This is a genomic window from Alkaliphilus sp. B6464 (assembly GCF_018141165.1).
Lineage (GTDB): Bacteria > Bacillota > Clostridia > Peptostreptococcales > Natronincolaceae > Alkaliphilus_B.
Genome location: NZ_CP058557.1, coordinates 2,728,157 through 2,739,979, shown reverse-complemented (window position 1 = coordinate 2,739,979; position 11,823 = coordinate 2,728,157). Strand labels below are relative to the sequence as shown.

The window sequence follows — 11,823 nt, the reverse complement described above, 5'->3', positions numbered from 1 at the left end:
GGATGCACACTATTTCATTAGAAAAATATGAAAATAGGCTTTTAAAGTTAGATTTAATTAAATATACTGGCTATGTTTCTCAAGTTATAGGATTAACAATCGAATCTATAGGACCAGCTGTAAAACTAGGTGAAATATGTAGAATATACACACTGAAAGGCACAGAACCCATTTTGGCAGAGGTGGTTGGATTTAAAGAAAAAAAAGTTCTACTTATGCCATTAGGTGAAATGGAAGGGATTGGTCCAGGTAGCAAGGTGGAGGCTTTGGGAACTACTATGGAAGTGAATGTTGGAGAATCATTGCTTGGTCGTGTCCTAGACGGATTGGGAAATCCAATAGATGGGAAAGGCCCATTAGATAGTTGCAAAACATATCCTGTTATGGCATCACCACCAAACCCATTGCTTCGTACTAAAATAGAAGAACCTTTAGCATTGGGAGTTAGGGCAATAGATGGTTTATTAACCTGTGGAAATGGACAAAGGATAGGTATATTTGCAGGTAGTGGTGTTGGTAAAAGTACATTGCTTGGAATGATAGCTAGAAATACTCAAGCAGATATAAATGTAATAGCTTTAATAGGAGAACGTGGCAGGGAGGTTAGGGAGTTTATAGAGAACGACCTACAGGAAGAAGGATTAAAACGATCCGTTCTTGTTGTAGCAACCTCAGATCAGCCAGCCCTTATTCGAATGAAGGGAGCGTTGCTAGCCACATCTATAGCTGAATATTTCAGGGATCAAGGAAAAAATGTAATACTAATGATGGACTCTTTAACAAGATTTTCTATGGCCCAAAGAGAGGTTGGCTTAGCTATTGGAGAACCACCTGTAACTAGAGGATATACTCCTTCAGTTTTTGCAGTGTTACCTAAGTTGTTAGAAAGATCGGGAACATCAGATAAAGGTTCTATAACAGGATTATACACTGTATTAGTAGATGGGGATGATATGAACGAACCTATAGCGGACACGGTTAGGGGAATATTGGACGGGCATATTGTTTTGTCAAGAAAAATTGCTAACCGTAATCATTATCCAGCTATAGATATTCTAGCTAGTGTAAGTAGGGTAATGCCAAATGTAGTTAGCAAAGATCACACTCAGTTGTCAAATCAAATTAAGGAACTATTATCTATATATAATAGTTCGGAAGATCTAATAAATATAGGGGCCTATATTAAAGGAACAAATAAAAAAATAGATGAAGCTATTAGTAAAATTGATGGTATAAACGAATTTTTGCAACAGGAAAGACAAGATAAAACTAGCTTTGATGATGCAGTTAAGGTTATGCAACAAATTCTAGCATAAGGAGGATAATAATGGAAAAATTTATCTTTCGATTTGATACTATTTTAAATACTAAAGAAAAAATTGAAGAAGATAGAAAAAATAAACTTGGCATTTCAATGAAGAAACTAGTAACTGAGCAGGAGCACTTACAAAGATTATTTCAGAGAAAAAATGATATGATAATCCAATGGCAAGAAAAGTCAAATAAAATAGTAAAAATAAGCGAACTTAGGAGTATATCTAATAATTTAGATATAATGCAAAACATTATAGATAAACAGTTAAATGTGGTAGAACAATCGGAATTTGAAACAGAAAATAGAAGGAAACAACTGCTGGAGGCTTCAAAACAAAAAAAGGTGTTTGAGAAATTAAAAGAAAAAGACTATGAAGAGCATAAATACAATCAGCTAAAAAAAGAAGATGCTTTAACTGATGAAATTGTATCCTATAAAGCTGTGTGTAGATAAAGGGGGATCCAATGGCTATAAATAGAGAAGAATTTAAAGAAAAGTCCTTTATTAAAACTTTGTCCATTATGCTTATATCCTTCATTGCTTTACCATTAATAATCATGGGTATAATGTATTTCGGCAATGAAAATTTTAAAGATAATGCCAATAAGATTTTATCTGGATTACCTGGGAGTATAGGAAGTTACTTTCAATCTATACCTACAAAAAATGAGAGAGAACAGCTTAAAAAAAATATTGCTAAGCATTATGTAGATTTGGATCAAAGTAGAATTGTAGATAAGCTGCTTATTGTAAAGGGAGAGGACGAGGAACTATTTAAGGATTTATTAATCCTAATGAGTAAAGAAAATCCAAATAAAATGAAAAAAGTAAAAGAAGATTTGAGGTTATTAAACTTAAAAAATGATCCTATAAATAGAATTTTAAGCGAGATTGATAAAGATAGTGAAGAAAAAATAAATTCGTTGCAAAAGTATTATACATCCTTAACTCTCTCTAAAGGTGTGCAGGAAATAGAAAGAACCTATGCAAGCAATGAAATATCTGTAGATGAATTAGTTAACCTATTTCAAAATTTAAAGCCTGATCAAGCATCTAAATATCTATTCTATTTAGATGTAGAGTTAGGAAGGCAAATTAAATATAAGTTACCTAGTAGTTCATTAAGAAATATTGAAAAAAAACTTCAGGAATTAGAAACAAAACAACAAAAACTATTTGCCCTAGCTCTAGCATATGAGAATAAGTCTCTTGATGAGGCTGTAGCTGAATTAGGAAATTTAAAAATATATAGTATAGAGGAACTAGCTTTCATATTTAAAGAGTTAACAATTGTGAAGTCATCTAGGATATTATCTGAAGTTGACGATAATGATTTTATGTTAACTCTATTCGATGAGATTAATCAGTTACAAGAGTTATTAAAAGAGACTCCAAATATTTCTCCTGCAATTATAAAAGGAGTTGGAATTTATAAGGATTATGATAAAAAAATAGTGGAATTAGCTTCTGTATATGAAAAAACATCTATTGATGAACTAGCAAAAATGCTAGAGACTATGTTAAACAAAAATGAGGTATATCAAAAATATAGTTTAAATGATACTGAAGATATTGTATTTAATGAAGCACAATTGGTAATTGATGTCTTAAGCAAGTTAAAAGCAAATAAGGTAGCAGAAGTGATAAAAAGAATGAGTGAAAAGAATAGGATTCTTCTTTCTAAAAAACTATTAGATTAAAGTTTAGAACAAAGGCTTTTGAATAAGCCTTTTAAATGAAACAAGCCTTTGTTCTAATGGATTTTATGGAAAGTGTATATTAAAGAGATTTATAGTTTTCATGTATTATAAAAAAATAGAAAGGAGGTGAAATTAGAATGATGAATACAGCAGGTATACACAACCTACTTAGTCAAAAAAACACTATTGTAACTAAGGATCAAATATCTACCCGCAAGGACAAACAACTATTTTCAGATGTCTTCGACAATGAAAAGAAAAGTTTGATTTTTAAAAGGCAAGATAAGAAAGCACAAGCTGTGGATAATAACCAGAATGCAACCAACAATACAAGCAAACAGATAGAGAGCAGCTCCACATCTTCATCTAACAAAGTTTCTAATAAGGACACAAAACCTACTAATAAAGTTTTAGACTCTAAAGAAAAGGAACAGTTAAAACTTGAAGATGGTGAATCTACACACAAAGATAATAGTGAGCTATTAGACCATATTCTTTCTTTGCTTCAAAGTTTAATTGCTAGTATCCAAGTAGATATATCTAAAATAAAAGATGGTTCTAAGGCTAATATAGAACTAAGTATAGTTGAAATGGAAAGTTTAGCTGATTTAAATAATCAATTGAATCTCTTATTAGATACAATTGATATTGAAGCAGTCGAATTACTTAAAGAGAATATCGACACAACACTTTCAACTATAACTAAACTGATTGACCAAACACTATTGGACAATAAAGATATAATCTTTACACAAAAAGAAAATGTAAGTGAAGTATTAAGTAACTTAGAAGAACTTAAAAGTAATATAGAACTTGCTTTAACTAATGTTGATTTGACTAAAAATAGTGATCTACAAAAACTAGAAATAAAAAGTAAACTTGACTTAGTGGATGAGGAAACAAAAAACATATCTGAAAATGATACAACAATAGTTGATGCAGTTGCTATAGATGAAGAAGGTAATACTGAAGCTAAAAAATTATATAAGCAAACTTTATCTGATGCCAAAGAAAATGATGATTTCTTCAAACAACATGAGAGATATGAAGACATAATAATTAATGATAATGTTTTAGTATCTCAACAAGAAAAGTTAGATCAAAAGATTAATGTAAAGGTTATGAAAAATGAAATTATTGACCAAAAGCAATTTGTTAGTGAGATCGCTCATAAGGCTGGTGCATTTTTGTCTAAGGATAGAAACGAAATGAGTATACAGCTAACTCCAGAAAATCTTGGAAAGATATCTATTAAAATAGGATTAAATGACGGAACACTAACGGGGAAAATTTATGCCGAAAACTATTCAGTCAAAGAAATAATAGAGACAAATTTAAACCAACTTAGAGATGCTTTGGAAGAAAAAGGACTTAGTATTTCAGGACTGGAAGTTCATGTAGGTGATAATCCTCAAAATTTTGGAAGTAGGTTATTCCAATCAAGATTAACAAACAAGCAAAGATCTAAAGAAGTTTCTACTGTATCTAATAATGCTTTTTTAACGTTAGAACAGGAAGTTAGCCAAGAAAACCCATATTTAGTTTCAAGTCAATTTAATGGTTTAGTTTAAGGAGGTAAAACAATGTCGGATGTTTCAGGGGTAAAAGAAAATAGGTATAGATATTATAATAACGAAAATAACGCACAGCAAAAAACACAATCTAATAATTTAGATAAGGATGCTTTTTTAAAGCTTTTAATTACTCAAATGCAGAACCAAGACCCATTAAATCCAATGGAAGATAGAGACTTTATCGCGCAGATGGCTCAGTTTAGCTCATTAGAGCAGATGCAGAATTTAAATGATACATTTGTTCTAACACAGGCTACGTTGCTAGAGCATATTGCACAAATGAATAATAACTTAGTTAAAAGTCAGACCAATATAGTAGAGCAATTAGAAAAAGTAAATGAAAGTCTAAAAAAGTTAAATGGTGAAGATGCTGAAGAACCAGGAGATGTTGAAGGACCAGAAGATGTTGAGGATGGCGAAGTAGTAGAGCCTTAAGTTGAATTTGCTGATAAAATCCATAATAGTACTACAGGCAGTAGAGAAGTGTCAGCTTAGGAACAACACTTCTAAAGGAGGGAAGTGGATTGTATCCAATTAAGATTAATCAAATCCGCATTAACCAAAATATTAATCAAAATCAAAATAGAAATGTAAATACTATAAACAATCAAAAAGTTACATTTGAAGCATTACTGCAAAAAGAAGTACATAAAAATCATAACCTCAAGTTTTCAAAACATGCTTTGGAGAGGTTAGAGGAAAGAAAAATAGAGTTGACTACTCAAGAGGTAGATAAGCTCAACAATGCTATTACGAAGGCAGCTGAAAAAGGTATTAAGGAAACCTTGATTATAATGGACAATAAAGCTTTTATTGCCAGCGTGCCAAATAGAACAGTCATTACAGCTGCAACAGATAAGCAGCTAAAGGAAAATGTATTTACTAATATAGATGGTGCTATATTCGCATAGGCTGGACCCCTAGTGGGAGGCCTTCCGTTTCTGAAAGATAGATGAAATTGGACACCAAAATAAGAGGAGGTTTATTTAACTATGATGCGTTCAATGTATTCAGCAGTATCAAGCTTAAGAGCTCACCAATTAAGAATGGATGTAATTGGAAATAACATTGCCAATGTTAATACAGTAGGCTATAAAGGATCTAGGGTTACTTTTCAAGAGGTTTTTAGTCAAACATTAAGTGGAGCAGGTAGACCACAGGAAGGTGGACGAGGAGGAACAAACCCTCAGCAGGTGGGGCTAGGTGTTGGTATAAGCTCCATGGATACCTTCCATATAAGAGGAGCTGTAGAAACTACAGGATATAATACAGACCTTATGATAAACGGCGAAGGCTTCTTTATAGTTTCAGATACAGCAGGTGGAGCTAATAAAAGCTATACAAGAGCAGGTAATCTTGGACTAGATACAGATGGTAACCTTGTAACACCAGATGGTTATTATGTACTTGGGTATGAATCGGATGGAGAGGGAGGATTTGTTGAAAGTTTAACAGGTCTTAAAATTTCAAGATCTATTACAAACCCTCCTAAAGCTACAGACAAAGCTATATTTGAAGGTAATATTGACAGTAAATTAAAAGGACCTCAAGCTGAAGATTCTACAGCAACTCCTCCAATTCCCGCTGTTCCTGGTGAAAAATTTAGTTCTGTTATGAAGGTATACGATAGCTTAGGAAATCCACATAATATTGAAGTGACCTTTGAAAGAACAGATGATGGAAAGGGTGCAACAAGAGAATTCGATGTGAACATTACTAAGATTAATAATGTTGAACAAACTGAAAATCTAATTGATTTTAAGCTTCAATTCAACTCTGAGGGAAAATTAGTTTCAACGAATAAATCGGTAGATATTAAAGTAGAGGATGCCCCAGCTGGTAGTGGGCTATTCCAAGGAGCTAATCCTTTAGATATAAACTTAGATTTTTCTAAATTAACCAGCTACGCAGAAAACTCCGATGCTGCAGCCCTTAATATAAATGGGTATGGAAGTGGAAAGCTAGATGACTTTACAATAGCAGCTAATGGAGAGATAGAAGGAGTATTTAGTAATGGGCAAACTCAGATTTTAGGAAAAATTAGATTAGCTAACTTTAAAAATCCTGCAGGGCTAATTAAAACAGGATCAAATATGTATAGAGAAACTGCTAACTCTGGTGAAGCTATGTTTGGAGATGCAGGTATGGGCGGATTTGGTAGTTTAAGAGCTGGCGCACTTGAAATGTCTAATGTAGATTTATCTAATGAATTTACTAATATGATTACAACACAAAGAGGTTTCCAAGCTAACTCAAGAATTATTTCAACAAGTGATGAAATGTTACAGGAAATAGTTAATATAAAAAGATAATGTAATATAACAATCCCTCTCCCTTGATTATAGATCAAGGGAGAGAAAGGATGATAAAATGATATATTTAAAAAGAATGAATAATAAGGAGTTTGTCCTAAATGTGGACTTAATAGAAACTATTGAAGAGACTCCAGATACAGTTATTACATTAACCAATGGACACAAAATGATTGTAATAGAAAGCGTAAATGAAGTTGTACAAAAAATTATAGAATATAAAAGAAATATATATATTGAAAATATAGATAAAGTAAAACCAAATAAATTAATATAAATTATTAATACTTACATAAGAATTGAGGTGTAGAAGTGGATATAGCTACGATACTTGGTATAGTTATTGGTTTAGTATTTGTTGTTGGCGGAATATTAGCAGACGGAGCTTTAATAGACTTTCTTAACTTAGCTTCTATTTTAATTGTATTTGGTGGAACAGTTGCATCTACCTTAGTAGCCTACCCTTTAAAGGGAGTAATGGAGGCAGTTAAAATTGCAGCAAAGGCTTTTTCAAACAAAGCAGAAGATCCTAACCAAATAATTGCACAAATTAACACACTTGCAAATATTGCAAGGAAAGAGGGACTATTAGCCTTAGAAGAAGCCTCTGGAGAGATAGACGAACCATTTTTAAAAAAAGGTGCTATGTTAATTGTAGATGGAACAGACCCAGAACTGGTGAGAAATTTATTAGAAACAGAATTATCTTTTATTGAAGAAAGACACAAAAATGGACAAGGTATATTTGAGGCTATGGGATCATTTGCCCCAGCCTTTGGTATGATTGGTACTTTAATTGGATTAATAAATATGCTTCAAAAACTAGATAATCCTGATACAATTGGACCAAGCATGGCTGTTGCATTAATTACAACATTCTATGGATCATTATTAGCAAATTTAGTATTTATTCCAATAGCTAATAAACTTAAATTAAAGAGTCGAGAAGAGATTTTAAGAAAAGAGATTATGGTAGAAGGCTTACTATCAATACAAGCTGGGGAAAATCCAAGAATTATTGAAGAAAAGCTAAAGGCATTTTTACCACCTAAAGCTAGAGAGGGTTTTCACGGTAAACAGGAAGGTGTTGGAGCATAATGGCAAGAAGAAGATCAAGCCAAGAAGAGCCTAAGGCTGGCGCACCAGAATGGATGACTACCTATGGTGATATGGTTACCTTACTACTTTGCTTTTTCGTTTTACTGTTTTCATTTTCTACTGTAGATGCTCAGAAGTTTCAAGCTATAATGCAATCTTTTCAAGGATCATTAGGTATATTAGATTCGGGTACTGCAATTGAAACGGATCAATTTATAACTGAGGCTATGAAGGAAGATTTAACTACAAATCAAAGACAAGAGTTAGAAGATTTTAGAAAACTTCAAGAAGTTTTAGAAGAGTATTTGGAAAGCTATAATCTAGAGTCTGATGTTTTAGTATCTCAAGAAAATGCAGGTCTTGTGTTACGTTTTCAGGACAATGTTTTATTCGATCCCGGAAGGGCTGAATTAAAACCAAGATCAAAAGAAATTTTAAAAGACATTTCTGCATTTTTACAAACTCCAGAGTTTCTAGAAAAATCTATCCGTATAGAGGGACATACAGATACGGTTAAAGTTAACCCAAGTTCATTATATCCTACTAATTGGGAACTATCGGCGGGTAGAGCTTCTAATGTGGTTAGATATTTAATAGAAGATTTGAGTTTGGCACCAGAGCGTTTTTCAATATCTGGTTATGGAGAATACCATCCTATTGCGCCTAATGATACTGCAGAAAATAAATCAAAAAATAGAAGAGTGGATGTTGTAATATTAAGATCAGAATACATTACTTCTAAACCTAAATAATATGAAAATGGGGGAAGATCATGGGTCTAAAAAAAATAATTACATATATATTAATTGGCTTTATAGTATCAGGTCTCTTTTTTGGAGTAATGTTTTATTTCATGAATAATAGACAGCCTAGAGAAGTTGCAATAACCTATAAAACATACGAATATAATGCAGGTGAATTCTCTACTAATCTAGGAAGCACAAGAAGTTATTTTAAAGGCTCTATAATAATAGAAACAACTGATAAAAACTTATCAGCTAAATTTGAAGAAAAAAATGCTGAACTTAGAGATAGCATTATATCAACTTTAATTGGAAAAAAAGCAGATGAAATATTGGATACTAATGGACAATTAGAGTTGAAAAATGAAATTCTAAAAGTAGTGGCAGACATTGTTAATTCAGATAAAATTACTAATATATATTTTATTGACTACATTATTCAATAAACAGGAGGTGAAGAAATGTCAGATATTTTATCCCAAAATGAAATTGATGCCCTACTTAATGCATTAAATACTGGTGAAGTTGATGTAGAGGAAATAAAAGAAGATAAATCTGAAAAAAAGATTAAGAGATATGATTTTAAAAGTCCTAAAAAATTAGCTAAAGATCAATTAAAAACACTGCAAATTATACATGAAAACTTCACAAGAACCTTGAATACCTTTTTATCTGGCTATCTTCGTACCTATGTTCAGGCAGAAGTTATAAGTGTAGAGGAACTATCATACTATGAGTTTAGTAACTCGATCGTAAACCCAGCTGTCCTTTCAATTATTGACTTTTATCCTTTAGAGGGACAAATAATTATTGATATGTCATCAGCTATAGCTTTTACACTAATTGACAGAATATTAGGAGGGCAAGGTAGAGCATTAGAAGAGAGTCGTTCTTTTACAGAAATAGAGCTGACGTTGATTAGAAAAGTTATAAAGCAGTTAACCACGTTACTTGTAGATCCTTGGGAAAATGTAATAGAGATTCAACCTAAATTAGATAAAATTGAAACAAATTCTCAGTTTGCACAAATAGTTTCACCAAACGAGACTACAGCACTAATTACTTTACATTTAAAAATAGGTGATATTCAAGGCTATTTAAACATATGTATTCCGCATATTGTAATAGAACCAATTCTTCCAAAGTTAAGCACAAAATTTTGGTTTTCTAACATAAATAAACAAGCAACTGAAAAGGATAAAAATATTTTAGAAAAAAGGTTAACAAATAGCTCTGTTGATGTCGCTGTTGAACTTGGTCATACCTATATAACTGTTAAAGATTTTTTAGAGTTACAGCTAGGTGATGTAGTTGTATTAGATAATAATCCAAATAGAGAATTAGAAATAAAAGTTGGGACCAGACATAAATATTTTGGAGCTCCTGGTACTATTAAAAACAATGTGGCTGTTAAAATTACTAGAGTAGAAGAGAAAGGAGATGAGCTATATGAGTGATATGTTATCTCAAGAGGAAATTGATGCCCTATTAACTGGGACAGACACTCCTAGCAGCAATGAAAGTTCTATTGGATTTACAGAAGAAGAGAAGGATGCTATAGGTGAAATAGGCAATATTAGTATGGGGACTGCGGCTACCACCCTATCTACTCTTTTAGGTCAAAAGGTAACGATTACTACACCTAAGGTAGAAGTTTTAACTCTTGAACAGTTATCAAAAGAATATCCTCTACCATTTGTAGCTGTTGATGTTAAATATAAAGAGGGGTTAGAAGGCACAAACTTACTTATATTAAAGGAACAAGATGTAAGCATTATTACCGATTTGATGATGGGTGGAAGTGGAAACGTACAATCAGGTGAATTAACAGAGTTACACTTAAGTGCTATTGGTGAAGCTATGAATCAGATGGTTGGATCATCTTCAACATCATTATCAGAGATGTTAGGTAAAAAAATAGATATAAGTCCGCCTGACGCTTTCATTTTAAATTTATCTATAGATAATCTATTAAAACATTTTTCAGATTACACAGATTCTGTAGTTAAAATCGCTTTTCGTATGGTAATTGGTGAACTAATAGATAGTGAAATTATGCAACTTATGCCTATTGATTTTGCTAAGGAAATTGTTAAAGGATTATTCAATGATATGACAGATACATCAAACAATACTACTAGCAGCGCTAAAGAAAACCTTAAAAGCGATATATCGATTCAAACTAAATCTGCTAACTTAGGAGAGATAAGAAATACAGAGAGCGCCTATACGTATGAAACTAATAGTTATAATAATGATAAAAGAATAAACCAAGCTAATGAAAAAGTAAATATAAGACCTGTACAATTTCAGTCCTTCGATGAATCATCTATTAAAGCTGGAATGCCTGAAAATATTTCATTAATACAAGATGTACCATTAAAAATAACTGTTGAATTAGGTAGAACAGTAAAAAAAATAAGTGAAATTTTAGAGTTTGGTCCAGGAACTATTATAGAATTAGATAAGTTAGTAGGTGAACCTTTAGATATACTAGTTAATGGCCAATATGTAGCTAAAGGAGAAGTAGTGGTAATAGATGAAAACTATGGGATACGGGTTACTGATATTGTTAATCCTGTCAAACGTCTTTCTAAGGCATATGAATAATTTAGATAGATTTGAAACTATATAAATTGACTTATCCTATATTCTGTTGGTAATATATACATATATCTACTACCTGATTACTATCTAAATGAAAGAGGAGGAAAAGTAATGTCTAATGGAATTTTAATTGTTGATGATGCGGCATTTATGAGAATGATGATTAAAGATGTACTAACTAAAAACGGCTTTGACGTAGTAGGCGAAGCTGAAAATGGTGCTAGGGCGATTGAAAAATATAAGGAACTACAGCCTAACCTAACTATCATGGATATAACAATGCCTGAAATTGACGGTATACAAGCTGTAAAAGAAATAAAAAAAATAGATCCGAGTGCAAAGATAATTATGTGTTCTGCTATGGGGCAACAAGCAATGGTTATCGAAGCTATTCAAGCAGGTGCAAAGGATTTTATAGTTAAGCCATTCCAAGCTGATCGTGTAATAGAAGCTGTTAAAAAAGTGATCGGATAA

At 32.1% G+C, this 11,823-nt stretch carries 14 protein-coding genes; all 14 read left to right on the top strand.

From position 1 onward, the window contains the following. The first annotated feature begins 2 nt into the window (after positions 1–2). Positions 3–1,316, top strand: coding sequence for a flagellar protein export ATPase FliI (fliI, locus tag HYG84_RS13815; RefSeq protein ID WP_212378184.1), 1,314 nt, complete (start codon positions 3–5; stop codon positions 1,314–1,316). A gap of 11 nt (positions 1,317–1,327) precedes the next feature. Beyond that, on the top strand, positions 1,328–1,768 hold the full coding sequence (fliJ, locus tag HYG84_RS13810) for a flagellar export protein FliJ (protein WP_212378182.1): 441 nt from the start codon (positions 1,328–1,330) through the stop codon (positions 1,766–1,768). An 11-nt stretch (positions 1,769–1,779) separates the two neighbouring features. After that, the gene (locus HYG84_RS13805; protein WP_212378180.1) at positions 1,780–3,015 is read left to right on the top strand and encodes a hypothetical protein; all 1,236 of its coding nucleotides are present in this window, start codon (positions 1,780–1,782) and stop codon (positions 3,013–3,015) included. A gap of 137 nt (positions 3,016–3,152) precedes the next feature. Continuing rightward, positions 3,153–4,586 carry a flagellar hook-length control protein FliK gene (locus tag HYG84_RS13800; RefSeq protein WP_212378178.1) on the top strand — a complete coding sequence of 478 codons (1,434 nt, stop codon included), beginning with the start codon at positions 3,153–3,155 and terminating at the stop codon, positions 4,584–4,586. A 12-nt stretch (positions 4,587–4,598) separates the two neighbouring features. Next, entirely contained in the window at positions 4,599–5,024 is a 426-nt protein-coding gene (locus HYG84_RS13795) for a flagellar hook capping FlgD N-terminal domain-containing protein (RefSeq protein WP_212378176.1), read from the top strand. An 89-nt stretch (positions 5,025–5,113) separates the two neighbouring features. Beyond that, positions 5,114–5,500 carry a TIGR02530 family flagellar biosynthesis protein gene (locus HYG84_RS13790; protein WP_212378174.1) on the top strand — a complete coding sequence of 129 codons (387 nt, stop codon included), beginning with the start codon at positions 5,114–5,116 and terminating at the stop codon, positions 5,498–5,500. 81 nt (positions 5,501–5,581) lie between these two features. Continuing rightward, entirely contained in the window at positions 5,582–6,901 is a 1,320-nt protein-coding gene (locus HYG84_RS13785) for a flagellar hook protein FlgE (protein WP_212378172.1), read from the top strand. A gap of 58 nt (positions 6,902–6,959) precedes the next feature. Next, positions 6,960–7,178, top strand: coding sequence for a flagellar FlbD family protein (locus HYG84_RS13780; RefSeq protein ID WP_212378170.1), 219 nt, complete (start codon positions 6,960–6,962; stop codon positions 7,176–7,178). Between the two features lie 35 nt (positions 7,179–7,213). Beyond that, positions 7,214–7,999: a motility protein A gene (locus HYG84_RS13775; RefSeq protein ID WP_212378168.1), complete on the top strand. Its 786-nt coding sequence runs from the start codon at positions 7,214–7,216 to the stop codon at positions 7,997–7,999. After that, positions 7,999–8,751 (top strand): OmpA family protein, encoded by a 753-nt coding sequence (locus tag HYG84_RS13770; RefSeq protein WP_212378166.1) that lies wholly within the window; start codon positions 7,999–8,001, stop codon positions 8,749–8,751. Before HYG84_RS13775 ends, HYG84_RS13770 begins: the two co-directional genes overlap by 1 nt. Before the next feature lie 20 nt (positions 8,752–8,771). After that, a complete protein-coding gene (locus HYG84_RS13765) occupies positions 8,772–9,188 on the top strand; it encodes a flagellar basal body-associated FliL family protein (RefSeq protein ID WP_212378164.1) in 417 nt (138 codons plus the stop codon). Positions 9,189–9,203: 15 nt separating this feature from the next. Further along, entirely contained in the window at positions 9,204–10,199 is a 996-nt protein-coding gene (fliM, locus tag HYG84_RS13760) for a flagellar motor switch protein FliM (RefSeq protein WP_212378162.1), read from the top strand. Beyond that, a complete protein-coding gene (fliY, locus tag HYG84_RS13755; protein ID WP_212378160.1) occupies positions 10,192–11,352 on the top strand; it encodes a flagellar motor switch phosphatase FliY in 1,161 nt (386 codons plus the stop codon). Before fliM ends, fliY begins: the two co-directional genes overlap by 8 nt. 108 nt (positions 11,353–11,460) lie before the next feature. Then, positions 11,461–11,823 carry a response regulator gene (locus tag HYG84_RS13750; protein ID WP_212378158.1) on the top strand — a complete coding sequence of 121 codons (363 nt, stop codon included), beginning with the start codon at positions 11,461–11,463 and terminating at the stop codon, positions 11,821–11,823.

What these genes read in the sequence shown, in the direction of transcription:
- HYG84_RS13800 (WP_212378178.1), top strand. Translation starts at nt 3,153, where the DNA reads ATGATGAATACAGCAGGTATACACAACCTACTTAGTCAAAAAAACACT.
- fliM (WP_212378162.1), top strand. Translation starts at nt 9,204, where the DNA reads ATGTCAGATATTTTATCCCAAAATGAAATTGATGCCCTACTTAATGCA.
- fliI (WP_212378184.1), top strand. Translation starts at nt 3, where the DNA reads ATGCACACTATTTCATTAGAAAAATATGAAAATAGGCTTTTAAAGTTA.
- fliJ (WP_212378182.1), top strand. Translation starts at nt 1,328, where the DNA reads ATGGAAAAATTTATCTTTCGATTTGATACTATTTTAAATACTAAAGAA.
- HYG84_RS13780 (WP_212378170.1), top strand. Translation starts at nt 6,960, where the DNA reads ATGATATATTTAAAAAGAATGAATAATAAGGAGTTTGTCCTAAATGTG.
- HYG84_RS13770 (WP_212378166.1), top strand. Translation starts at nt 7,999, where the DNA reads ATGGCAAGAAGAAGATCAAGCCAAGAAGAGCCTAAGGCTGGCGCACCA.
- HYG84_RS13785 (WP_212378172.1), top strand. Translation starts at nt 5,582, where the DNA reads ATGATGCGTTCAATGTATTCAGCAGTATCAAGCTTAAGAGCTCACCAA.
- HYG84_RS13750 (WP_212378158.1), top strand. Translation starts at nt 11,461, where the DNA reads ATGTCTAATGGAATTTTAATTGTTGATGATGCGGCATTTATGAGAATG.
- HYG84_RS13805 (WP_212378180.1), top strand. Translation starts at nt 1,780, where the DNA reads ATGGCTATAAATAGAGAAGAATTTAAAGAAAAGTCCTTTATTAAAACT.
- fliY (WP_212378160.1), top strand. Translation starts at nt 10,192, where the DNA reads ATGAGTGATATGTTATCTCAAGAGGAAATTGATGCCCTATTAACTGGG.
- HYG84_RS13765 (WP_212378164.1), top strand. Translation starts at nt 8,772, where the DNA reads ATGGGTCTAAAAAAAATAATTACATATATATTAATTGGCTTTATAGTA.
- HYG84_RS13795 (WP_212378176.1), top strand. Translation starts at nt 4,599, where the DNA reads ATGTCGGATGTTTCAGGGGTAAAAGAAAATAGGTATAGATATTATAAT.